We start from the raw sequence: 19718 nt of genomic DNA on the forward strand, positions 1-19718 counted from the left end.
TGACAGCATCCCATCAAACTCTATTGATGGTTGGCTAATAAATCTGGATTATCGTAAATATTTCCTTTTAGTTCATATTCATATGAAATTGTTCCATGTGCATGCCCATCATTCCAATATGAGGAATATACAAAACGCGATACAACATAGTCTTTATAAGACTTATGTTTTATACCAAAAACTCCATTATCAAAGCATACTTCACTTATTAAACCGTAGTCGTATCCATTTGTGACAATTTGTTCAACAATATCGCCCTCATAAATCTCTTTACCGTTCCTATCTTGTAGCCCTGTGTATTGTCCAACGGTTTCATTTTGTACTTTTGTTGCAACTATCGTGATAGTGTTTCCTTCATCAGATAATGTCGTTTCGGTACAAGCGTGGTATATGTAATATTCGCCTTGATTTTCTATAAGGTCTCCGTACATCCATTTTCCGCTATCAAGGCTTTTTCCTCTGAATCTTATTCTTTTCATATTCAAAACAAACTTGCTTGTTCATACTTAGGTCCTTTCTTCTCAACAACTCCAAATTCTGCGATTTCAATTCCAGTCTTTTCAGTCAGCCATTTTGCCAAAATATGACGATGGCAGAAATCTCCCGGCTTTTCGTAGCAGCAAAGAGCGACATCTTTACCATTGCCTAATGCTTGGATTTGTTCTAAAACCTTTCCCGCATCCTGTTTGGCAAGAATGTCATCATACATTTTAAGATATTCTTCATGCGAGCAAGCTCCACTTATCATATATCTCGTAGGACAAACATTCAACATTTGAGGAGCTTGAATAAATCTTGGTCTGCCAATAGCGACACAGATTATCATTACTCCTGCTTCATTCAGTTTCCGGGCATTCCCGAAATATGATGTGTAAATCTTCATTTTCTTCTTATTTACGTTGTAAAGATACTATTTTTGTTTGAAAAACAATCATTTTTTTACGCTAAAATAGGCTAAACTACCACGTTTTTGCCATTTCTATGACTTTTTAATAATCTCCTACGTGCAGTAAACTTGCTTCGGAGTGGAAATTTATATCATCTAACCGATATTCTATGAGTAAACAAGTGTATTCATCACCAATTTTACGGTGTCTTTGATGTTTCTTGGCAAGTGCTTCCAGTTCTTTGCCTGATAGTCCATACCCGTTCTTTCGGTTAAGGTTCTTCATCCTATCTTTGTCTTTTTCTTTCAGGTCTTCGTATGTCTTCATGGCTCAATCCTCCTCAAATTCATCTTCATATACAAATATATGTTTGCCACTTCCACAAATCTCGACTTCCCATTTATATATGTTCGGCCAATATTCGATTAGGATGATGTTCCGATAGCCTTTATATGACTCTTTTAATGTTGCTGTTCTCATTGTTCTATTTATCCGTTATACGTTGCTGCTATTTCTTCTGCTTTCAATTCTTTGGTAAGTTCGCCATTCTTGTAGAATCGTACTGCCACAACACGAACCGTATCTGATAAGAACCGACCGCAATCATTAGTCAGTTTTGCTTGCAACTTAATTGCTTTAACCAAACTCTTGGTGCGTTTCTTGATTGTCTTCTTGAAACCGAAAACGTAATCTTCGGTATCAATCTCAAACTGGTAGGTATCAGAGCGCAGTATCTGATTAAGTTCGGATGTCATTTGCTGTATTCTATTCATTATCCTATATTTTAAAGTGATTTCAAAATATTCATGTTAGCTGTATCGGTACTAATTATGAAACGATAAACAAATCTACAATCAGAAAACTCACATCTATATTTTAATCCAAGTTCTCTTAGTTTATTCTCTACCATTTCTACATTGTTTTTAAACCCAAACAAAGAGTTTATTCCAATGCCGTATGATGCAGGATAAACAGACATAGTAGAACTGAACAACTTGCGTAGATAATTGGATAAGTTTCGATAAGATGATTTTTCGCTGATTTTGTCAAGCAACCATTCAACAGTTACTTCTTTTTGCTTAGGAGCCTTAATCGACCTATAATCTATATAGATGTAATTACCTTTTTCAAAAGGAACTTCATTACAATTATCATCATGTGCCCAAATATTGTAACCAAGTTCGTTCAATTTGCTTATTGTTTCTTTTGTAATCTTCATTGCTTATGTATATCAAAGATTATCACCCGGCAATTTAACACCTGCATTTCGGAGAGCGATTGTCATTTCTCCAATGAAACCATTAAGCTCATTGAAACAATAGGTTCTTTGAGGAATACTCATAGCAATCTGGCATTGAATGCTGTTTAACCCGAAATCGACAGCTGCTTTTACTATGTTTTCTATGAATACTTTTCTCTGACTTTCTTTGTTCGTTTTCATTACTCTTATTATTTAAGTTGTTATTTTGGATATGTAAAGATACAAATAATATATTGAATATCAATAGTTTACATCTAAAATACCGAGAGCTTAAACTTTGTTTAACTTTTGAATCTCAGCAACTTACGGTCAAGCATCCGGGCAAAGACACCGGTCGCGAACACCGTCTCACGACCCTTGTCATCCTTGCAGCGGATATACACGTCCGCATCCTTGCAGGACTTGTAGAACTCGTACAGATTGCCGTATGGCTGGATGACATCACGAAATATTTGCGACGCCGTTTTAGATTTATGATAACCTCCCATACCCATATTTTCCAAACAGCAATGCCTTGCTTTTCTCAATCTCACTATTGGTATCAATGCCTATCTGTTGGTAAAATCCAGCATTCCCCGAAAGACACTCATGCGCTATCTTCAACGTCCTGCGTTCTTCTTTGGTGAAACCTATGCGAAATTTGGAGAAAATCGCCAGTGCAGATTTAAAGTCACCGCACCGAAGCAACGACACTGCTTTATTGGTTTTCGTCTTCATAAGGATAAATTTCTCTGCCTTCAAAATCATCAGCCGTAAGCACGACTTCCTCACAGTCTATCATTTCCTCTACTTTCTCTAAAGCGACATCATAATCTTCAGCTTCGACCTCTATGACTTTTGAGAGGGCTTCGATTATCTTGAACTTATACTTCATCATATTTCACCTGTGTTAATCATTCATTATTTCATCAATCTTATCGTATCCTTTAATAGCTTCAATTACCAAACCTGGCTTGACGTTGAACAAGTATTTCAGTTCATCATCAGTAAGGACAGAGCAAGCCTTATGGCAAATGTCATGTATAGTAATGCATTCTTCCAGTCCAAGGTTCTCTTCTTGTCCGTCTTCAACAATGGCGGCAAGTCCATATCCAAACCTGTTATTTTTCTTATCCGTTCGATATTGGCACAAATCTTTTACAAATCCGAGTTTTACCCCAAATTCGCCATCGTGTTCTGAAAAATCTGCGAGGTTCTCAATCAGCCCCTCACTGTCATCAGCGTAAAGTCTATATACTTCTGCATCCTCATTTTTGAATAATGCAATGGCTGTATTCTTTTGTACTACAAGCCATATAAAACCGTCCTTTGTAATCTTTGTTCTCATAACCTTAACTCTTCCATTATTTGTATTGCCACTTTATTTGCCTCGTCTGTCCTGTTGTCTTCGACAATCTGACTATTCATCCAGTTGGATTGCCATTCTATGTAACCAATGTCATTGCAGGACATCTTAAAACCCTCATATAAGTATGAGTATGCAATCTTTTCTGCAAGACCTTGTACATGATAGCCAAGACGCATGCCTGCCAATATCCTCACGCACCAACCAACACCATTGCGAATTGTTTTTTCGTCATTATCAGTAGTTGTCATTGATTTTATCCTCCACATTATGAATAAACTCCTCTATCATTTCTTCAAGCTCCCAACGCAAATCCTCTTTATCCAGATAGGAACAGTACGTTTTTGCATTCTCCATCGATTGCAGAATATTCCTTACCGCATACTCTTGTTTTTCGGTTAGGCTTAATAGTGATGTATTCATACTTGTTCTCCCCATAGCTTTTTAGCCAATTCGTATTTCTTTTGCAGTTCATTCGCCTCTTTCTTGGCGTAGGTCAGAGAATAGGAGTGTTCCCGTGGATATTTGCCGGATTTCAGCCCTTCATGGTATTCCTTAGCGACTTCCAACTCATGTTCATAGAAATCTATACTTTCCGGCATAGAAAGATTGATAGTTTTAGCGCGTTTTTCCCAATACTTGGCTACTCTTTCATGTTCGGCAGCTTTGTCGCTAAACTCAACACTTTTGCCCATATTATTCCAGGCATCATCAATCATTTTGCGATGCCGTTTCTCGCTATGATGTCCGACTTTGATAGGCTCACCGAGAGAAAGGAAATCAGCATCTTTATTTGACTTGTTATAAAATTCAGTACTCTTGCGTTCTGCCGATGCAGCCCATTCACGTCTGCGTTCAGCTCTTTGCTTCGCCCATTCCTGAACATTGAAGCCATCGGCACGGACTATTGAATAGTAATAGAATCCGTCACGTTCAAAGACCAGGTTAAAGACTACGCTTTCGTTCTCCTTACCGTACTTTGTGGTAACGGGGATTATTTCTCCTTTCTCATGTTCTTCTTCACACTTTGCCAAAAATACGTTTGGCGCAAACTTGTAATACGTGTTCATTGCTCTTTTAATTTAAGTCGTTCAATTTCGTTGGTTTAAAATAAATATCCCGTTCAATCGTAAGACCAAACGGGAGTCTTATGCTTTCAAGCTCTTTCAATGTGAAGTAACCAAACTCTCTGCCATAGCTGTTTTCCACCAATCCAAAAAATCGCCAATCGCCACCTTCCTGTTTATCGCCCTCGGTAACATACCATGTGTAAGAACCGTTTGGTTGAAAAAATTTGCAGATTGCCACTACTTCCTCACCTTTATTTTGTTGGCTGTAAATCGGATATTTCACTAATTGTTTTTCTATTTGTTTTGTTATCAGTTTCATTGCTCTTATCTTTTAATTGCGAGTATTATATGTTTCTTTTATTTGATATGTAAAGATACTCATTTTTAGTGAATCAGCCAAACATTTACACAATTAATTTACTCATAATCAGCAACTTAACTATTATCCTATTACTTCCATTCATATCTATTTGAATAATCACTTGTAAAAAACATCTCTAACGGATGATAGAGTATTATAATAGCAAGAGTTGGCTTGGTCGTGCGGGTCGGCCCCCTTTTTATTTTCAATTTGTCCCTCTTCCCCACAGCATTGCATTGTAGAGCGAGGTTGCATAGAGCCTGACTTCCCATTCTTGGGTGAGTTGGTTGTTGGCCATGGCTGCGAGGCATGCCTTGTGCCATAGGTATTCATTTTTTCCTGTCGCCATTGTCTATTCTCCTTTCATATTTTTAACCATCATCAAAATCCCCTTTCCTTATACTTGGTTACACATTCATTTAGCTGTTCCCTTGCTTCCTCCACAATCTTTTGACATGCCCTGATTTCTGCCATTTCATCTTCTGACAGTCGCGGGCATCCTTTGAGCCATGAGGAATAATTGCATCCGTTCGTGCCGAGGGAATGGCATTCCAGGGTGTAGCCATACCAACGCAGCAGTTCCCCTTCGGGGGCGTTTTCTTTCAGGTCGGTGACTATCACGTCCATGTCGAAGAAATAGTCTCCGCAACATACGGTTTCTCCCACGCACCCGGCGACCCAACTTTTGCGGGCATCCTCATAGTCGAAGCCGTGCTTCTCACAGAAGGCTTCCAACAAGTCGTTGCAGGAATCGTAATAAACGAAAAGCAATCTTAAATTATCATCGGGTTTGTTCATATTAAATATTTTTTTCGGGTTTATATATAACAAGAAGCCCGGCACGGTAGGTGTCGGGTATAAAAAAGAGCACCGGAAACGGGAATCCGGTGCTCTCATGTGTCTGAAATCCAAAGCAGGGGCTATACGAGTTTCAGACGGGATAATTCTTCTCCGAGGACGTGTATGCCGTCCTCTATTCGTTTGAGCTGGTTTTCTGATATATAAGTATCTCCTTTCTTATATTGGCGCATAAGTGTCTCGTTAATTCCGAGATAACGGGCTAATGCGCTGACATTAATCATATTGTAATATTCAAATAGCGATGCTATGTCGAACTTGAATACGGGTTCTTCATTGAGGGAACATGGGATTGGTATCCCGTTTTCCTTGCAAGCATCAACAGTTTCGTGCATGGAATTAAAGAAATCATCTTTCGCACCGTTTACGGTACTCCCATTTCCGACAAGTACGACTTCATCGTCATTCGTGTTATAGGCGATGTAAGTTCCGTCCTTTTGCTTTTCAATCGTTACATTCAATCTCATAATCGTATATTTTTACCTGAAAGAGGAACCGGGCATTAAAACCCGATTTCTCTTTTCAGCTTGTTCATCAAGCCGGGACGCACTTCTTGCGACCAATGGCGTTCAATCTGGATGATTTTTCCTGTATCCCTATTCACATAGATGTCGTGCCGACTTCCATGTTTAAGGAACTCAAATCCGTTTTCAACCGCCTTCTTCTTCATCTCATTCCAATTCATAGCCCCTATGCTTTGATTTACATTGCAAATGTATATCGTTTACGTTATATACGCAAAGAAAAAACACTTTATTTTCATGATTATCCTATTTTTAACTTTTGGGATGCCGTTCATCTTCCACATCCTTTGCGTAATAGTCCAACATTCCATAGTTCGTAAGTATCTTCTTGTCATAAATACGTGCGGCTTCCATTTCGAGTGCGCATCCTTTGGATTCCACCCATCCGGACAGGACAAGGACCGCATCTCATTCAAGCAATGCGGTGATGCCGCACCCGATGTGTACGGCATAACTTGATTCGGGGTCGGGAGACACTTCCAAAGGCGACACCGCCTTGAAGCCATGTTTTTCTATCTGTGCGGCAGCTGACTTTATGGCCGATCCACATCTTCAATGTCCCGTCCGCTGATGGGAAGGCTTATGTAGATTCTATTCTTCATTGTTTCAATACTTTTTATTTCCGTGTTTAAAACTCCTAAGTTCGTTGTAGCGCATCTTCTGCCCCACGTGCCACTCGATGTCTATTTCCTGTGCGGCGCAGAAAGAGAAGATTTCGTTCAGGACGGAATGTACCTTGTCTTCCAACACATCGTCGTCCGTACATCCGCCCGTGATTTCCCTTGTGATGGAGAACATGGCTTCCGTGAACGGAATCCCTTCATAATCGAACGTATCGCTTTCTTCGTAATCGAAGTTTTCCAAATCGATTCTTTTCAGTCCGGCAAGGTCGAGCAGGCGTATCACGGCATCGGCAAGTTCGTCCTCGACCGTGTCTTTGATGTATTCGTCGAAAGCGACCTTGTAGGCATGTTCCGGGTCTTTTGTGAAACGTGATATGAAATCTTCAAACGGATTCCTGAACGCGTGCATCCTTTTCCGGTCGGCTTCCAAGGCTTCCATCAGTTCGGATATGACGAGGCAGAGGTAATGTTCGTTACTATATTCTTCTTCGTGCCAACCGTGTTCGCAGGCTGTCTTATAGGCACGGTCTCTCAGTTCGTTCAAGTTCATGTTTCAATCCTCCTTATTTTCATTTTTGATACTAATGAAACTATTATGGCTAAATGGAAAGGGAATACAGATAATGAGTATTACCGTACCGAGCCAATGGAAAAAGTCCTGAAATATAAATTCTAAGATTTCTAACATACTCATTCCTCCGTATTAGGTATCAAATCCTCGATGTATGCCCAAGCTATCATATTATCATTTTCTTGATATATAACATTATAATCACTATCGCAAGTAAAACTATGTTGGGTTAACATCATAAAATCGTTTTCTGTATCATGTAAAATCACAAATGCCCTAAATGGCTGTGGTACATCTTTTGCATCATGCCACACGCTGTTGATGCGCCAGTTGGCTCCGGCCTTAAATGCCCTTTTTCCACGTTCAATCCTTGACTTGGTGATTTCATCTTTCGCCCATACTTTTGCTGCTTTTTCAATATCTTCTCGTTTCATATCATATAATTTTAAGAAATGGGCATATCCTGTTGAATAGCGTAAAGTGTCCAATTTTAAACTATCATGGAGTTGGATATGCCCATTTAATTTGCTACTTTTGTTTGTCCAATTTTAAATTTTTTCATTCATGGAAGCATTTATTCCTGTTAGCCCGAACATGGTCTTTGAGCCGAATCCTGCATTTGGGAACTTTGACAATGGGATTATATTTGGCTTGTTCCGTCTTGTCGATGAGAACTTCTCGAAAGCTTTGGAAAAAAATCCATATTCGTCCAAACCGTGTATAATATCGTACAACCATTTTTTAGACATGCCTATGTGCTGCCGTGAGGGAGACTGTCACCATATCTATCTTCGTTGTGAGAGTAATTTTTGGTGTCAGTGGATGTTTCAGTTTGCCCATGAATATTGCCACCATCTGATTGACGGGGAATTGACAGGCGACATTTCCGGCCTAATATGGTTTGAGGAATGCGTATGTGAACTGTCATCCATGTACCATCTCCGAAATCTGGCTCTGTACTTTGCCACGAGCAGCCAAGAACATCTTCTGCGTTATGCCCCTTCAGTCCACAACTATCTCGGTGGACTGATGGACGTGGAGATGGAGCTTGTTTCGGAAACAAACCATCCGGGTATTCTACATAGATGGGGAACTCTTTTACAAGAGCCGAAATACCATAGGTTACATTATAGAGCCATTGCCGCGCGTATGTTTCCTCTGTTTGTGGAGAACCCCCATCTTTGGAAGATAATCCTCCATTTTGGGGACATGCGACAATGGGAGTCACCGGATGAACTATTTCAGCATCTGCGTCAGAATGCGACTGCGGATTATGCTCATTCACTGGAAAAGCTTCATCTGTTATTACTTTCATAATTATTTTATTTCCTTTCCACCTATCCCTGCAACCACCACATGACTGCCAGGAACAGGTAATATAGTTTTGTTTTACTCATCTGTTAGATAAATCTTATATTCCACCTTTTTCCTTTAAGTTGGGGAAATGTTTTCAATAGAGTGTCTTCCAATTCTTCCTCTGACATAAGAGGAACTCTGTAGGTGTATATAATATTTCCAACGTATTTTCCCTCACTCCATACATGAATTCCTTTAGGTCTTCCTTTCATCTTCAAATCAATTTAAGTGCTTCAATTAAACTATCATTCATAATTCAAAATCAATTTTCTGTTGCAATACTTCATCTGCATAGAACTTGTCGAAGCTCTTTCCGCTTATCCACCAGTTGAAGCCGAACTCCGCATCTTGGAAGTTGTGGTTGATATATCCACCATCAATTAACTTTTGGATGGTCTGAATCCACTTATGTTTGGCATGGGGAAAACGTTGGCAATCTTTAATCTTTTGTTTGTAATTCGACATCGGGCATAAAATGCAGCCAATCCGTCTGTAACCTTCATCGTACAATGAACAATGCGGAACCTTCACCACCTCGTTAAGGAACTCCCAGACATCACGCTCAGTCCAGTAGATGATTGGTGAAATTAATATCTTGTCCTTCCCCCCTACACAAATTGCCATTGTTTCTTCGTGTTCTTCCCACTGGTCGAACGTTCCGCTGAACGATGCTTTGCCATTTTTGCCGGTCTCAAATTCATTACGTTTAGCGCGTCTTGTGCTTTCCTGCTTGCGGATGCCTGTCAGCGTAACCTTTCCTGCACCGGATGTTTCCTTGAACTCGGCACAACACCATCTTATCGTTCTTGTTGGAATTAAATGATTTTTCAATGCCATGTCGTAAATTGACATCTTCGGCTTTATCAGTTCCACATCGGGATATTGTTTCTTAACGAAGCGGATAACTTCCGGTGGGTCAACGCTTGTAAGGTTCATGTGCGCCTTGAACTTCACACCGGCCATTTGCGCGATGTGGTAAAGGGCTTGACTATCCTTGCCACCGGAGAAAGCCAGATAAAACCCATTTTCGGGGTCTAAACGCAAAGCCATGGGTTCGGCCTTGCGCAAAAGGTTGATGGAGTAGTCTATATTTTTATCCAATTTCATAATTCAAACAGTTCTTTTTGTACATATACATTGCCGTTTCTCAGTCTAATTTCTCCCAAACACTCTTCCCGAAATCGTTTCTCCTGCGCATCGAAATACTCTTTGTCTATTTCCGTCCCGTAGAAATCGAAGCCCATCTTGTAGGCGGCTATCCGGCTGCTCCCGCTACCTAAATGGGTATCGAGTACCTTATCACCGGGATTCGCAAACTTCTTCAATATCCAATGATATAAAGCAACAGGTTTCTGTGTAGGATGTATCTTTGCTTCTTTGTTCGCACCTCCGGTATTCGACAGGTGTATGATAGCTGAAGGACAATCAAATGAAGTCCATGCCAGTTCAATCTGCGAAAAATTTTCCCAAGGCTGTATCTTGTCCCAACATAAGATACCGCGTGTCGGTGGCAAAGGGAAATAATTGCCTCCCCATATTATCTGATTCCGGCTAACCCTGAACAATTCGTCAAAATACTCTTTGGGAGGTGGCGAAAAGTCCCAATCACATGACATCATGTTTAATGCCCGGCCTTTTAACTTTCCGGCACCCCTGTTCAAACGTCCCTTCTTCAATCTCTGAGCAACGCTTTCACCATTATAACCTCCATGTTTACGGTTCATGTTGGTACCCATATTCATATTCGGAGCATTAATCCCATAAGGAGGATCAACGATGGCCAGTTCAAAGGACTTGTCGGGAACGGACTTCATGTATTCCATGCAGTCCATGTTATATACTTCACTTATCGGGTGTGTATTCATAGGTCTCTTGTATTGCTTTGAATATTTCGTAAACCACTTGCGGTACTACTGCGTTTCCGTAGGCTTTGATGGATTCCTGCCGCCATTTAGGAAAGGTGATACCGTCCAGTCTACCGGAAATCCCATCATCTCCGCTACGAACAGGGGATTGAGTTGGGAAACCTGTCCATGCTGACGGGCCACGAAGTTTTTCAACTCTCCCATCCGGCTCTTTCCGTCCTTGCGGTCTTTCGGCGTCCCGGAAAAAATGTCGCTCGCAGTGGGCGTTGGAAGCATCCCGTTTACCGCCATAGCTGTAAGCCCTTTCCCCATTTGGCTGCCGGGGTTGTACTTGGTTGTACACTTCTCCCCCTCTGTTGCATTGGGTGTCGGAAGAAGTCCATGGAAGTCCATCCAGTCCGTCAAGCCGTTCGGCCTCGTTTCCCCGTTCTTCCTGCTGTGGAAGGTGTTCCCTCCGGCTTTCCTCAATTCTTCCACTCGCTGCGCATGGCGTACATCGGTCGCCATCGGGGTTGGCAGCAAGCCTTGCAACAAACCAGATCCTGTCCCTCCTGTGCGGTGCTCCGACGGCACAAGCCGGAATAAGAAACGGTTGGACGGAATATCCTTCACTTCCAAGGTCTCGGCAGATGGTCTCGACGACGTACTCTTGACGCAGCAATACTCTTTTTCGGTCAGCCTCTCCGAAAAGAGAGGTTTGGCTTCCCACTTCAACCTCCTCGCCGGGCTGTACCATCGTGAGGATGCCAGCAACGTTCTCGCCAACGACCCAAGAGGGCTGTATCTCCCGTATAGACCGTAGCATTTGAGGCCAGAGGTAACGGTCATCGCCCACTCCCTTTCGTTGTCCGGCAAGGCTGAAAGGTTGGCAAGGGAACCCTCCTGAAAGAACGTCGATTCTCCCCCTCCATGGGGTGAAATCGGTTTTTGTGATGTCTGCATAGTGCTCTGCATTTGGAAAATGGTGGTTTAAGATTCGTGTGCAAAATTCGTTTATCTCGCAATGGAAAACGTTTGTCCATCCCATCCATCCGGCGGCAAGGTCAAAACCTCCAATCCCGCTGAACAAGCTGCCGTGTGTCAACTTTCTATCCATCGATTCCGAACTTAATCTTAATCAGGTTGATGATGGCTTTATATTGCTTCTCGTAGATTGTGCCTTTATGCGTCTCCTCTACTTTCTTCTCGAACTCCTCCAGGCTTCCACGGAAACAGCCGCAGGTTATTTCGACTTTATTTCCCTTTGTCTTATAAGCATGCGTATGTCGGTTGCATGAACCGAAACAATCAAAGCCACAGTGCATGTGATTGTTCTCAACCCGAGCATCGCCGGACACCTGAGCATCGCCGGACACCCAAGCATCGCCGGACACCTGAGCATCGCCGTACACCTGAGCATCGCCGGACACCCAAGCTTTGCCGTACACCTGAGCATCGCCGGACACCCAAGCTTTGCCGTACACCCGAGCATCGCCGTACACCTGAGCATCGCCGGACACCCAAGCATCGCCGGACACCCGAGCATCGCCGTACACCTGAGCATCGCCGGACACCCAAGCATCGCCGGACACCTGAGCATCGCCGTACACCTGAGCATCGCCGGACACCCAAGCGTCGCCGTACTGAGAAAGGTTATCTTCTTTTTCCACATACCCACCTAAATCACCCTCATTGGCATATTTGAAGGATTTGGTACACTTGATTTGGAACAGTCCGATTCCAAAGGCATTTATCACGAATTTGTCTGTAAGTTCAAATTTCTTTTCCATTTTTATTTCTATTTTTCGTCTAAAAAATCAAAGGCATTGTCCACATCAAGCCTAAGCCCAAGTTTGGAGGGAAATGACTTTATGTAGTTGTAGAACCTGAATGCAAGCTCGTCATCATCTCCGCACCTGTCTATCAGTGTAAGAAGGAGTGCATTCGTAATGTCCGCGTCACGCCCGAAGTTTTCCTGCGTGGAGCCATTCAAATGGGCTATGTCACGCTTAATGCACTTGATGGCATGGATGGCCGTATTATAGTTCCTCTTCACGTCATGGCGCAAGGCGCAACCTTGCTTCTTGAATGCTTCCTGCATGTCCATGAGGTTGGTTTCCAACACATCGGTCAGTATGTAAACGATGTTGGTCAGTGTATTTAAGTTGTCTGTTCCTTGTTGCATGTCAAAATAATGTTTTTTGGATTCTTGATAGTACGTATTTGTTGGCCTTGTTGTAAAAATCCTTTTTGATTTCAAAACCGTAAGCCTTGCGCCCGCATTCGGCTGCGGCAAGAAGCGTGCTGCCACTTCCGGCACAAGGGTCTATCACCACGTCGCCACGGTCGGTGAATATCTCTATGAGGCGGCGCAACAGGGGCACGGGCTTTTGCGTGGGATGGCATTTCGGGGTGTCTTTGTCCCTCACCCAGTCAAAACAGTTGAATATCATGCGCCCGTCATTGTTGAATTTGGGAAGCTTGTTGCGGTACAGGAGAAGCCCGTATTCGCAGTTGCCCACTATTTTCATGTTGGATTTCAACACCTGTGCCGAAAAATCTTTCCTGAATACAAGGTTGATGTATTTACAAAGGCCGTACCTCCGTCCCAATTCAATGTAGCGGAATTGGTCTTCAAACTCGCAAAAGATAATCATGCAGGGGGATTTTCCCTTTTCTTTCGGTTCTTTCACAAGGAACTGTGAACAGAAGTGCATGAACTCTGCCGGGCGAAAGTCCTTGTCGGTGTCGAAGAACGATTTCCCGGCCTTGTCGCTTTCCCCTTTCTTGTTGTCACCGTCCACGTACCATGCAGGATTGCTTGCATAGGCGTTCGCGGCGAGGTTATACGGCACGTCGGCGATGATTAGCTGTGCCTTCGGAATTTGGTAACGCTTCCAGTTTTGGAAGTTGTCGTTGAATAGTTCGATGTCTTTCATTCGTTTGAATTGTTTGTGGTCAGTAGCTTTCACCGCTTGACGTGGACGCGGTGAGCGGGATGAAATAACGGCATGAGGGATCTTTGGGGCGCACGTACTTGTAATCCCCGTGGCGGCCTTTCACATGCCAACAGCGGCACTTGTACTCACCTGCGCAATAATGGGTGCATTCGCAGCAATGGCATGACGGGTCGTAGGGGCCATAATCGGCGGGCTTCCACTTTTCTTGCGGTCCGGGATGCCCTTCTTCCCCGATGGCCTTTGGTGACGCTTTCGGCCTGACGGGCTTTTTCTTCTTCGGTTGAGGGACGCGGCGTTTAAGCCCGATGGAGCTTGCCTTCTGGTATATCCCTTGAACCGTGTGCCTGTATAGCCATGCGGAAAGCTCGCGTGTCGGCATGGTGCCGTAATGCGCCTGAAGGAACTCCAGTTCTGCCGGTGTCCATTGGTTGTCTGAATAGTTCATGTCAAGATGGTTTTTTGAACCTGATTTGTATGAATCCCCGTCTTTCGGTTTCCCGGAGCAATTCCATATCCTCATCCCTTATGTCGGCTTTCGTCTCCTTGTTGACGGTCATGCCACAAGGGATGCAGAAACGCTTCCTGATACGGGCGCGTATGGATTCGTCTTTCGTGGACCAGTAAATCGTCAGTCTCATGGCGTGGTGAGTTGCTTTATGGCTTCCTTGTCGCCCATGGAGGCACGGTGTTTGATTGCAAGGTATTCTGGATAAGTTACTCCTTCCGTTTCTTCCGCCGGATAGCGTTCCTTGAACTTATCAGCATATTTCATGCTTTCTGACTGTGCCACTATCGTACGATGTGCATCGTATTTTTTCAGCCAATTAATAATAACCTCCCCATCCATGCGCCCGTATATCTCACCGAACTTCCCCATTTTTGCCATTTTGAAAAAAAGCTTGAAATCGTATTGCGTGTAATACGGGTATATCTCAAGTACAAGATTTATTGTATCAGCAACTTGTATTGCATCCATAGACCCGTTTACCGAATAAAAGCGCAGGAAGCTGTTCATCCACTTGACCATGAGTGCTTGCAACTTCATCGTACCAATCTCACGGGATATTCCCGATACGGTCAGTTGTGGGGCATTAAAGACATCAAGCACATTCTTTGGGTTAATGCTGTCCCAATATAGCATCGGCGAGGTCTTCAAGAGACTGACGGCTTGCTGCGTTGTCTTTGGAAGTCCTTCCGGGGATATAAGTTCCTGGGGACTGTACTGAATAACTTTGTTTTCCATTGATTTTCTCCCGTTTTGACCACGTAGCAAGCCGTTTGGCGACTTCCCATGTGGTTTGTTGTTCAAATCTCATCTTGGTTTCTGATTTGTTCATCTCCGACCAATAGTCGAAGAAGTCACGTACCATTTCACGACCGTATCTCTCCACATAGGGGATAAGTGAATCATAGAATGAATCCTTACGTGAGAGCGTAGCGGCTTTAGCCGCGGCAAGTTTTTTTTCCTGTTCGGCTTTCTTTTGCTCTACGTTAGTAGAGTTTTCTTTATTTTTCTTTCTATTTACTTTTACTTTACTTTGTCCATTATCCACATGATTAATTGAATTTTTTGTGCAATTAATAGAATTATTTGCATGATTAATTCCATTTATCATATATTCAGGAATGATTTCGGTCTCTTTCCTTTGATATGTGGCAAGCAAAAACCGCTTCTGTATTCCGGCAGATGTCAGCACTCCATGCACAGAAAATATTTCCGCGTCAAAGAACCCAACTTGTATTGCCTTGGTTAATACTTCCTTTACTGCGCCCTCGGAAACCCCAACAATGTCAGCGATAACAAAAGGCAAATCTTCGTCCCACAAAATGTAATACCCGTTATCTTTGTATATATTACACAGCAGGCAAATAAGTATGGAAGTGGATTGTGGCCCGCAAGCCCTTGCGATTTTTCTCACTTTCACATCTGAGAAGAAACCCACATCTAAAGGAAAGTAATCTATCCCTTGTTTTGTCGGTCTTCCTGCCATTTCATTAATATTTTGATTTAAAATCTCACATTGGTTAATTGCCTGTAACCTGAATATACCACCCATTTGCCGTTACCACCGTCAACTAGACGTAAATCCTTGACTTCTCCGAAACGCTTGATGTTTCCACAGAGGTCAACAATCCAACCTGCTTCCTTATTCGGATGCGGACGAATGGCACGACCGACTATCTGATACCATAAGGCTAAAGACATCGTAGGACGAGCCATAACTATTGTGTCAAGCTCTGGATAGTCAAATCCGGTCGTAAGTACGCCGACATTGGCCACCACGGGTATTTCTCCGGCCTTGAACGCTTCAAGGATACGCTCACGTTCCTTTTTCGGGGTGTCACCTGAAACGATTGCAGTACCGGGAATGCTCCACGTAAGCCGTTCGGCTTCTTTCAAGAACCGTGTGAACACTAATATGCCTTTACGCTTGCTGCCTGTAACGGTGTTGTTCACCAACCTTTGCACGATGTGCACGAGGTAGCCGTAGAAGTCGATGCGTTCGTATTCCATGACAACAGACCTGTACGTGTAGTCGGCCCCGGTGGTGTTCACTTTCAAGTTGCGTTCGTTCCAACCGACAGGATTCATCGGGTAATAATTCAGCTTGGCCAAATACCCCATGTCCAAGAGGGTGGAAATCTGTACCTGATAAATCACCTCGGAGAACACGCACGGACGTGTGCGCGTGATAAACTTTAGCATACTTCCGAAATCACGGCTTGAACTCAATCTATATGGAGTTGCTGTCAGGCCAAGCACTTTGCACTTCAACATAGAAAGGAATGATTTGTACATCCCTTCCTTGGGATTGACCAAATGACACTCGTCAATGATTATGTTTTTGAAGTGCTGGAATAATTCAGGATGGTTAATCACGCTTCCTATGGTAGCGAAGGTGATACGTGAAACCTCCTTTCGTCCGAACGATGCGGAATAAATGGAACAATCCAGTACCCCATACGAGCAGAGCTTCAGGTAGTTCTGTTCGACAATTTCACGTGATGGACAAAAAATAAGCACATAGTCATTTAGTCTATGTGCTATATCCGCAATTACTATTGATTTACCCGCCCCTGTTGGCAGTACCATGATAGCATTTGTTTTCTTCGCCTTGTTATTGAAGAAAGAAACGGCGGCATCAGATGCTTTCTGTTGGTAATCTCTTAGTTTGTACATGGTCAATAGTGGGTTGTTATGGTTAATTCTTTTACTCCATTCATGTAAAGGGCATGAAAATAGGCAGGAATAAACGTGTTCATATCTACCCAACCTTTTTTAGCCATGTGTATTATCCAGTCTTTTTCAGTCAGTCTGGACTCGTCTATAGAATACATTGGATGTCCTAAGTGGCGCAAACTTCCATCTTGTTTTACTTCCCAATCTTTAGACAATTTGTCGGATTCATCGGTGTAATCTTTTTCAATATCCAGGAATGACACATATTCTCTTTTCATCTCGCCTTTTGCTTTAAATTTTTTCATACTTTTTATCCGATCGGGTAGGAGGTAAATGCTAATCATAAAAGGCATTTGCCTCCTATTTTCACATTTACCGACCTCCCACACCACCGTACGTGCGGTTCCGCATACGGCGGTTTCGTGCTTTCTCATCTTGCGATGTGTGGCAAGTTGTTTTCAGCTATCCCTATGAGTAGCGTCACTTCTATCCTATTGTCGGATTCCGTCCTATCGTCTTGGATAGAGAGTTCCTTTCGGACATCTGACGAGGTGTCTCACAGGGTAACATTCATTTACTATTGCACTGCACGATTCAGTCCTTCCCTATAGGCACACGTGCCTTGGGTACTATGACCTCTGCTGACTTCTCACGGCAAGCTTTACTCCGTCATTGTACATCGAATGATTCATCTTCACCCATGCGTCCGTGAGACCTCCTCGGATAAGGGCTTATTCTTTCCATCTTATACCCACTTCATTTACACCAACCATTCCGAATAGCTATGGGACTTTGATTTGTCTTGCAATCTCATCCATGGTCAAATGCCTTGTATGAAGTTTCTGTGCGTTAGGTCAGATGTTTGCCGCCAGCTTCTTTCAGATTCCACCTCGCGATAGACACCCTTGCTATTGGCTATACGATTCCCGCTATTAGGGCTCGTTAGGGACTTGCACCCATTAGAATAAGCTCATGCCGAGCATACAATAAAAAAAGCGGTGAAAAATTAATTCCACCGCTCCGTATATGCCCCCCCCGAGTGGGGAGGACTTGCGTAAACAAATGCCTGAATTGTGAATCAAATGAGTTTCAGGCGGATTGTCTTATTACTCTACGTTCAACTCCCTATGCTGTTCCAAATACATATCCCTTAAAGGCAAGCTGAGGATGAAACAAACATCCTGTAGGGAAAGGTTATAAGGCTTGTCTTCTCCGGATTGGCCTTTCAGCGTATAAGTAGGTGATTTATAGACAAAATCCTTTAAAGGCTTGAATATATCATTGTCTGTATTGGACAAAAGCACCCAATAGGCCGCGTCTTCCACATCCAAAGCCGCTTTGGGATTTCGTTCGTCTATCTTCGAGAAAAAGAAATCTTTGTTAGCTTCCAAAAATGTTTTCCCATTTATGTCGCCAAACACCCTCACCCCGTTATCGTTCAAACGTCGTGGGCTTTTCTTTAGTGAAAAAATATTGGAAATGCTCTCGTCTTTAAGCACTAAAATATTCTTTATGGTAAGAATATCGTCTCTCATGCTTTCTAAATTAGATTTGAGCACCGTAAGTTCAGCCTCGTGATTTCCGCACCGGCTTTCTAGCTTATCGTGTTTTTGGTCGTGTTTGTCCTCCCATTTTGTAAGCTTACGTGAAGCTACAAAGCATGTCACACCTACTATGATGACAATGGCAAAAGTAGGCCAATTTGCAAGAAGATATTCCAATATGGTTTCCATGTCTTTTTTTATGTTTACTCTCTGTCTACAAATATAAGCGATTTGCATGCAGGATGCACGTGCTGCGCGTTATAATTTAGTTTTATTTAAAAAACAAAAGTATGATAAAACAGTTTTCAAACACCCTTTTCCTTTTTCAGTTCGCGGACTTTTTGGGAATATTCCTCAATAAGTTCCTTGTACTCAAACTCTGAGTATTTACGGCTTTCGTTCTTCGCCTTGTATTCCACCATGTCAACCCTCTTTTCTCCAATTTGGGCGACAAGGCCGCGCCGGAACATTTGGGCATTGCCTTGGTTGTAAATGTTGCACGCCACACATTGGGGGCGGCAGTTGTCCTCATCAAAGCGCGTGGACATATACCGGCGTGACATGTAGTGGCCGTTCTGTATCTTTTTCCAAGGTTTGAACGCCCCACAGCTGATGCACTGGCACATACCGCCAGGAAGCGCGTATTTGAGACGGATGTATTGGGAAAAAACTGTATCAAGCTTCTTTTTGTAATCCGGCTTCTTCTTGATTTTGATACCTGCCTTGTCGAATAACGGCAATGGCTTTTCTTTCTTCTTCTTAAGTTTCCTAATGTAGTATGGCATTTTTATTATTGGTTTACATTGTTTTATAACATTATATACTCATTGCCAATTTCACTTCCACTAATGGTTTACACAATTCAACAACCCGTTTGCAATCTTCCACATCGAACATTCCTATATGGCATAATTCACGTGGTATGCCTAACTGGTTGGATAGCCATAGGTAAGCCTTGTTTCTGTTCGATGTGTTGGGGATATGCTTCTTCCAAATCTTGTTTATAAGATTGGTCTTGGCTATTTGGTCGAAATAGAAATGGGCTTCTTTCTTGGCTTCCCTTAGTTCCGCATTAGCCAAACGCCCTAATGCTTGGTCTGTACCTTTATGTACACCTACATAAGCTCTACAATCTCGGCAGAGATAAATCATGCCGTATGAGCGTCCGTAGATAACGGAACTGTCTACATATTCGATGGGCTTGCCACAATAGGGGCAAATCTTACCAATCAGTATTTCATTCATTGATTATTTATTTAAGTCGCAGGACATACGAGAGTCGAACTCGCATAGATGCGTCCATCTGTTTTACCTACTTAAACTAATGTCCTCC

At 42.8% G+C, this 19718-nt stretch carries 36 protein-coding genes and 1 tRNA gene; all 37 read right to left on the bottom strand.

Annotated features, from left to right (window positions below):
- Positions 1-20 precede the first annotated feature (20 nt).
- The 37 genes from E0E47_RS05160 to E0E47_RS17250 all read right to left on the bottom strand — a co-directional run bounded on the left by E0E47_RS05160 (position 21) and on the right by E0E47_RS17250 (position 19716).
- Positions 21-479 carry a YopX family protein gene (locus tag E0E47_RS05160; RefSeq protein WP_130893090.1) on the bottom strand — a complete coding sequence of 153 codons (459 nt, stop codon included), beginning with the start codon at positions 477-479 and terminating at the stop codon, positions 21-23.
- 2 nt (positions 480-481) lie between these two features.
- A complete protein-coding gene (locus tag E0E47_RS05165) occupies positions 482-883 on the bottom strand; it encodes a DUF488 family protein, N3 subclade (RefSeq protein ID WP_130893091.1) in 402 nt (133 codons plus the stop codon).
- A 106-nt stretch (positions 884-989) separates the two neighbouring features.
- Positions 990-1214, bottom strand: coding sequence for a hypothetical protein (locus E0E47_RS05170; protein WP_232038338.1), 225 nt, complete (start codon positions 1212-1214; stop codon positions 990-992).
- Between the two features lie 161 nt (positions 1215-1375).
- Entirely contained in the window at positions 1376-1660 is a 285-nt protein-coding gene (locus E0E47_RS05175; protein WP_130893092.1) for a hypothetical protein, read from the bottom strand.
- Positions 1661-1671: 11 nt separating this feature from the next.
- Positions 1672-2106: a hypothetical protein gene (locus E0E47_RS05180; protein WP_130893093.1), complete on the bottom strand. Its 435-nt coding sequence runs from the start codon at positions 2104-2106 to the stop codon at positions 1672-1674.
- A gap of 12 nt (positions 2107-2118) precedes the next feature.
- Positions 2119-2328 carry a hypothetical protein gene (locus E0E47_RS05185; protein WP_130893094.1) on the bottom strand — a complete coding sequence of 70 codons (210 nt, stop codon included), beginning with the start codon at positions 2326-2328 and terminating at the stop codon, positions 2119-2121.
- Between the two features lie 101 nt (positions 2329-2429).
- Positions 2430-2636, bottom strand: coding sequence for a hypothetical protein (locus E0E47_RS05190; RefSeq protein WP_130893095.1), 207 nt, complete (start codon positions 2634-2636; stop codon positions 2430-2432).
- Between the two features lie 209 nt (positions 2637-2845).
- Positions 2846-3025, bottom strand: a complete 180-nt coding sequence (locus tag E0E47_RS05200) for a DpnD/PcfM family protein (protein ID WP_130893097.1) — start codon at positions 3023-3025, stop codon at positions 2846-2848.
- Positions 3026-3037: 12 nt separating this feature from the next.
- On the bottom strand, positions 3038-3475 hold the full coding sequence (locus E0E47_RS05205; RefSeq protein ID WP_130893098.1) for a hypothetical protein: 438 nt from the start codon (positions 3473-3475) through the stop codon (positions 3038-3040).
- On the bottom strand, positions 3472-3744 hold the full coding sequence (locus tag E0E47_RS05210; RefSeq protein ID WP_130893099.1) for a hypothetical protein: 273 nt from the start codon (positions 3742-3744) through the stop codon (positions 3472-3474). Before E0E47_RS05210 ends, E0E47_RS05205 begins: the two co-directional genes overlap by 4 nt.
- Positions 3731-3916 (bottom strand): hypothetical protein, encoded by a 186-nt coding sequence (locus tag E0E47_RS05215; protein ID WP_130893100.1) that lies wholly within the window; start codon positions 3914-3916, stop codon positions 3731-3733. Before E0E47_RS05215 ends, E0E47_RS05210 begins: the two co-directional genes overlap by 14 nt.
- The gene (locus E0E47_RS05220; RefSeq protein ID WP_130893101.1) at positions 3913-4563 is read right to left on the bottom strand and encodes a DUF3560 domain-containing protein; all 651 of its coding nucleotides are present in this window, start codon (positions 4561-4563) and stop codon (positions 3913-3915) included. The genes E0E47_RS05215 and E0E47_RS05220 overlap by 4 nt, the downstream gene beginning before the upstream one ends.
- Before the next feature lie 7 nt (positions 4564-4570).
- The gene (locus tag E0E47_RS05225) at positions 4571-4882 is read right to left on the bottom strand and encodes a DUF2958 domain-containing protein (RefSeq protein WP_130893102.1); all 312 of its coding nucleotides are present in this window, start codon (positions 4880-4882) and stop codon (positions 4571-4573) included.
- Positions 4883-5129: 247 nt separating this feature from the next.
- A complete protein-coding gene (locus E0E47_RS17240; protein WP_172604656.1) occupies positions 5130-5273 on the bottom strand; it encodes a hypothetical protein in 144 nt (47 codons plus the stop codon).
- A 32-nt stretch (positions 5274-5305) separates the two neighbouring features.
- Positions 5306-5722, bottom strand: a complete 417-nt coding sequence (locus E0E47_RS05230; RefSeq protein ID WP_130893103.1) for a hypothetical protein — start codon at positions 5720-5722, stop codon at positions 5306-5308.
- 122 nt (positions 5723-5844) lie between these two features.
- Positions 5845-6249: a helix-turn-helix domain-containing protein gene (locus E0E47_RS05235; RefSeq protein ID WP_130893104.1), complete on the bottom strand. Its 405-nt coding sequence runs from the start codon at positions 6247-6249 to the stop codon at positions 5845-5847.
- A 35-nt stretch (positions 6250-6284) separates the two neighbouring features.
- On the bottom strand, positions 6285-6467 hold the full coding sequence (locus E0E47_RS05240; RefSeq protein ID WP_130893105.1) for a type II toxin-antitoxin system HicA family toxin: 183 nt from the start codon (positions 6465-6467) through the stop codon (positions 6285-6287).
- Positions 6468-6912: 445 nt separating this feature from the next.
- On the bottom strand, positions 6913-7479 hold the full coding sequence (locus tag E0E47_RS05245; protein ID WP_130893106.1) for a nucleoside triphosphate pyrophosphohydrolase family protein: 567 nt from the start codon (positions 7477-7479) through the stop codon (positions 6913-6915).
- A gap of 140 nt (positions 7480-7619) precedes the next feature.
- Positions 7620-7934, bottom strand: a complete 315-nt coding sequence (locus tag E0E47_RS05250) for a hypothetical protein (RefSeq protein ID WP_130893107.1) — start codon at positions 7932-7934, stop codon at positions 7620-7622.
- Positions 7935-8251: 317 nt separating this feature from the next.
- Positions 8252-8815: a hypothetical protein gene (locus E0E47_RS05255; RefSeq protein WP_130893108.1), complete on the bottom strand. Its 564-nt coding sequence runs from the start codon at positions 8813-8815 to the stop codon at positions 8252-8254.
- 85 nt (positions 8816-8900) lie between these two features.
- Positions 8901-9068, bottom strand: a complete 168-nt coding sequence (locus E0E47_RS17245; RefSeq protein ID WP_172604657.1) for a hypothetical protein — start codon at positions 9066-9068, stop codon at positions 8901-8903.
- A 37-nt stretch (positions 9069-9105) separates the two neighbouring features.
- Complete coding sequence (locus E0E47_RS05260; RefSeq protein ID WP_130893109.1) at positions 9106-9963, bottom strand: phosphoadenosine phosphosulfate reductase family protein; 858 nt, start codon at positions 9961-9963, stop codon at positions 9106-9108.
- The gene (locus E0E47_RS05265; RefSeq protein ID WP_232038339.1) at positions 9960-10679 is read right to left on the bottom strand and encodes a DNA methyltransferase; all 720 of its coding nucleotides are present in this window, start codon (positions 10677-10679) and stop codon (positions 9960-9962) included. Before E0E47_RS05265 ends, E0E47_RS05260 begins: the two co-directional genes overlap by 4 nt.
- 19 nt (positions 10680-10698) lie before the next feature.
- Complete coding sequence (locus tag E0E47_RS05270) at positions 10699-11817, bottom strand: DNA cytosine methyltransferase (protein WP_130893110.1); 1119 nt, start codon at positions 11815-11817, stop codon at positions 10699-10701.
- Positions 11810-12490 (bottom strand): polymer-forming cytoskeletal protein, encoded by a 681-nt coding sequence (locus E0E47_RS05275; RefSeq protein WP_130893111.1) that lies wholly within the window; start codon positions 12488-12490, stop codon positions 11810-11812. Before E0E47_RS05275 ends, E0E47_RS05270 begins: the two co-directional genes overlap by 8 nt.
- 8 nt (positions 12491-12498) lie before the next feature.
- Complete coding sequence (locus E0E47_RS05280) at positions 12499-12885, bottom strand: hypothetical protein (RefSeq protein WP_130893112.1); 387 nt, start codon at positions 12883-12885, stop codon at positions 12499-12501.
- A 1-nt stretch (position 12886) separates the two neighbouring features.
- Positions 12887-13639 carry a DNA-methyltransferase gene (locus E0E47_RS05285; protein WP_130893113.1) on the bottom strand — a complete coding sequence of 251 codons (753 nt, stop codon included), beginning with the start codon at positions 13637-13639 and terminating at the stop codon, positions 12887-12889.
- Positions 13640-13658: 19 nt separating this feature from the next.
- The gene (locus E0E47_RS05290; RefSeq protein WP_130893114.1) at positions 13659-14105 is read right to left on the bottom strand and encodes a hypothetical protein; all 447 of its coding nucleotides are present in this window, start codon (positions 14103-14105) and stop codon (positions 13659-13661) included.
- A 1-nt stretch (position 14106) separates the two neighbouring features.
- Positions 14107-14298 carry a hypothetical protein gene (locus E0E47_RS05295; protein WP_130893115.1) on the bottom strand — a complete coding sequence of 64 codons (192 nt, stop codon included), beginning with the start codon at positions 14296-14298 and terminating at the stop codon, positions 14107-14109.
- A complete protein-coding gene (locus tag E0E47_RS05300) occupies positions 14295-14801 on the bottom strand; it encodes a DUF6633 family protein (protein ID WP_130894326.1) in 507 nt (168 codons plus the stop codon). Before E0E47_RS05300 ends, E0E47_RS05295 begins: the two co-directional genes overlap by 4 nt.
- On the bottom strand, positions 14779-15651 hold the full coding sequence (locus E0E47_RS17515; RefSeq protein ID WP_232038340.1) for a DUF4373 domain-containing protein: 873 nt from the start codon (positions 15649-15651) through the stop codon (positions 14779-14781). Before E0E47_RS17515 ends, E0E47_RS05300 begins: the two co-directional genes overlap by 23 nt.
- A 17-nt stretch (positions 15652-15668) precedes the next feature.
- Complete coding sequence (locus tag E0E47_RS05310) at positions 15669-16841, bottom strand: DEAD/DEAH box helicase (RefSeq protein WP_130893116.1); 1173 nt, start codon at positions 16839-16841, stop codon at positions 15669-15671.
- 2 nt (positions 16842-16843) lie between these two features.
- A complete protein-coding gene (locus E0E47_RS05315) occupies positions 16844-17146 on the bottom strand; it encodes a hypothetical protein (RefSeq protein WP_130893117.1) in 303 nt (100 codons plus the stop codon).
- Between the two features lie 801 nt (positions 17147-17947).
- Positions 17948-18574, bottom strand: a complete 627-nt coding sequence (locus E0E47_RS05320; RefSeq protein ID WP_130893118.1) for a hypothetical protein — start codon at positions 18572-18574, stop codon at positions 17948-17950.
- A 116-nt stretch (positions 18575-18690) separates the two neighbouring features.
- Positions 18691-19170 (bottom strand): recombination protein NinG, encoded by a 480-nt coding sequence (locus E0E47_RS05325; RefSeq protein WP_130893119.1) that lies wholly within the window; start codon positions 19168-19170, stop codon positions 18691-18693.
- Positions 19171-19201: 31 nt separating this feature from the next.
- Entirely contained in the window at positions 19202-19630 is a 429-nt protein-coding gene (locus tag E0E47_RS05330; protein WP_008624932.1) for a zinc-finger-containing protein, read from the bottom strand.
- Between the two features lie 19 nt (positions 19631-19649).
- Positions 19650-19716, bottom strand: a tRNA-OTHER gene (locus tag E0E47_RS17250).
- Between the last annotated feature and the right edge of the window lie 2 nt (positions 19717-19718).

Source organism: Paraprevotella xylaniphila YIT 11841, assembly GCF_900683745.1.
GTDB lineage: Bacteria > Bacteroidota > Bacteroidia > Bacteroidales > Bacteroidaceae > Paraprevotella > Paraprevotella xylaniphila.

Excerpts from the sequence above, each read along its gene's own strand:
- E0E47_RS05160 (WP_130893090.1), bottom strand. The coding sequence starts at position 479 with ATGAAAAGAATAAGATTCAGAGGAAAAAGCCTTGATAGCGGAAAATGG.
- E0E47_RS05165 (WP_130893091.1), bottom strand. The coding sequence starts at position 883 with ATGAAGATTTACACATCATATTTCGGGAATGCCCGGAAACTGAATGAA.
- E0E47_RS05170 (WP_232038338.1), bottom strand. The coding sequence starts at position 1,214 with ATGAAGACATACGAAGACCTGAAAGAAAAAGACAAAGATAGGATGAAG.
- E0E47_RS05175 (WP_130893092.1), bottom strand. The coding sequence starts at position 1,660 with ATGAATAGAATACAGCAAATGACATCCGAACTTAATCAGATACTGCGC.
- E0E47_RS05180 (WP_130893093.1), bottom strand. The coding sequence starts at position 2,106 with ATGAAGATTACAAAAGAAACAATAAGCAAATTGAACGAACTTGGTTAC.
- E0E47_RS05185 (WP_130893094.1), bottom strand. The coding sequence starts at position 2,328 with ATGAAAACGAACAAAGAAAGTCAGAGAAAAGTATTCATAGAAAACATA.
- E0E47_RS05190 (WP_130893095.1), bottom strand. The coding sequence starts at position 2,636 with ATGGGAGGTTATCATAAATCTAAAACGGCGTCGCAAATATTTCGTGAT.
- E0E47_RS05200 (WP_130893097.1), bottom strand. The coding sequence starts at position 3,025 with ATGATGAAGTATAAGTTCAAGATAATCGAAGCCCTCTCAAAAGTCATA.
- E0E47_RS05205 (WP_130893098.1), bottom strand. The coding sequence starts at position 3,475 with ATGAGAACAAAGATTACAAAGGACGGTTTTATATGGCTTGTAGTACAA.
- E0E47_RS05210 (WP_130893099.1), bottom strand. The coding sequence starts at position 3,744 with ATGACAACTACTGATAATGACGAAAAAACAATTCGCAATGGTGTTGGT.
- E0E47_RS05215 (WP_130893100.1), bottom strand. The coding sequence starts at position 3,916 with ATGAATACATCACTATTAAGCCTAACCGAAAAACAAGAGTATGCGGTA.
- E0E47_RS05220 (WP_130893101.1), bottom strand. The coding sequence starts at position 4,563 with ATGAACACGTATTACAAGTTTGCGCCAAACGTATTTTTGGCAAAGTGT.
- E0E47_RS05225 (WP_130893102.1), bottom strand. The coding sequence starts at position 4,882 with ATGAAACTGATAACAAAACAAATAGAAAAACAATTAGTGAAATATCCG.
- E0E47_RS17240 (WP_172604656.1), bottom strand. The coding sequence starts at position 5,273 with ATGGCGACAGGAAAAAATGAATACCTATGGCACAAGGCATGCCTCGCA.
- E0E47_RS05230 (WP_130893103.1), bottom strand. The coding sequence starts at position 5,722 with ATGAACAAACCCGATGATAATTTAAGATTGCTTTTCGTTTATTACGAT.
- E0E47_RS05235 (WP_130893104.1), bottom strand. The coding sequence starts at position 6,249 with ATGAGATTGAATGTAACGATTGAAAAGCAAAAGGACGGAACTTACATC.
- E0E47_RS05240 (WP_130893105.1), bottom strand. The coding sequence starts at position 6,467 with ATGAATTGGAATGAGATGAAGAAGAAGGCGGTTGAAAACGGATTTGAG.
- E0E47_RS05245 (WP_130893106.1), bottom strand. The coding sequence starts at position 7,479 with ATGAACTTGAACGAACTGAGAGACCGTGCCTATAAGACAGCCTGCGAA.
- E0E47_RS05250 (WP_130893107.1), bottom strand. The coding sequence starts at position 7,934 with ATGAAACGAGAAGATATTGAAAAAGCAGCAAAAGTATGGGCGAAAGAT.
- E0E47_RS05255 (WP_130893108.1), bottom strand. The coding sequence starts at position 8,815 with ATGAAAGTAATAACAGATGAAGCTTTTCCAGTGAATGAGCATAATCCG.
- E0E47_RS17245 (WP_172604657.1), bottom strand. The coding sequence starts at position 9,068 with ATGAAAGGAAGACCTAAAGGAATTCATGTATGGAGTGAGGGAAAATAC.
- E0E47_RS05260 (WP_130893109.1), bottom strand. The coding sequence starts at position 9,963 with ATGAAATTGGATAAAAATATAGACTACTCCATCAACCTTTTGCGCAAG.
- E0E47_RS05265 (WP_232038339.1), bottom strand. The coding sequence starts at position 10,679 with ATGGAATACATGAAGTCCGTTCCCGACAAGTCCTTTGAACTGGCCATC.
- E0E47_RS05270 (WP_130893110.1), bottom strand. The coding sequence starts at position 11,817 with ATGGATAGAAAGTTGACACACGGCAGCTTGTTCAGCGGGATTGGAGGT.
- E0E47_RS05275 (WP_130893111.1), bottom strand. The coding sequence starts at position 12,490 with ATGGAAAAGAAATTTGAACTTACAGACAAATTCGTGATAAATGCCTTT.
- E0E47_RS05280 (WP_130893112.1), bottom strand. The coding sequence starts at position 12,885 with ATGCAACAAGGAACAGACAACTTAAATACACTGACCAACATCGTTTAC.
- E0E47_RS05285 (WP_130893113.1), bottom strand. The coding sequence starts at position 13,639 with ATGAAAGACATCGAACTATTCAACGACAACTTCCAAAACTGGAAGCGT.
- E0E47_RS05290 (WP_130893114.1), bottom strand. The coding sequence starts at position 14,105 with ATGAACTATTCAGACAACCAATGGACACCGGCAGAACTGGAGTTCCTT.
- E0E47_RS05295 (WP_130893115.1), bottom strand. The coding sequence starts at position 14,298 with ATGAGACTGACGATTTACTGGTCCACGAAAGACGAATCCATACGCGCC.
- E0E47_RS05300 (WP_130894326.1), bottom strand. The coding sequence starts at position 14,801 with ATGCTATATTGGGACAGCATTAACCCAAAGAATGTGCTTGATGTCTTT.
- E0E47_RS17515 (WP_232038340.1), bottom strand. The coding sequence starts at position 15,651 with ATGGCAGGAAGACCGACAAAACAAGGGATAGATTACTTTCCTTTAGAT.
- E0E47_RS05310 (WP_130893116.1), bottom strand. The coding sequence starts at position 16,841 with ATGTACAAACTAAGAGATTACCAACAGAAAGCATCTGATGCCGCCGTT.
- E0E47_RS05315 (WP_130893117.1), bottom strand. The coding sequence starts at position 17,146 with ATGAAAAAATTTAAAGCAAAAGGCGAGATGAAAAGAGAATATGTGTCA.
- E0E47_RS05320 (WP_130893118.1), bottom strand. The coding sequence starts at position 18,574 with ATGGAAACCATATTGGAATATCTTCTTGCAAATTGGCCTACTTTTGCC.
- E0E47_RS05325 (WP_130893119.1), bottom strand. The coding sequence starts at position 19,170 with ATGCCATACTACATTAGGAAACTTAAGAAGAAGAAAGAAAAGCCATTG.
- E0E47_RS05330 (WP_008624932.1), bottom strand. The coding sequence starts at position 19,630 with ATGAATGAAATACTGATTGGTAAGATTTGCCCCTATTGTGGCAAGCCC.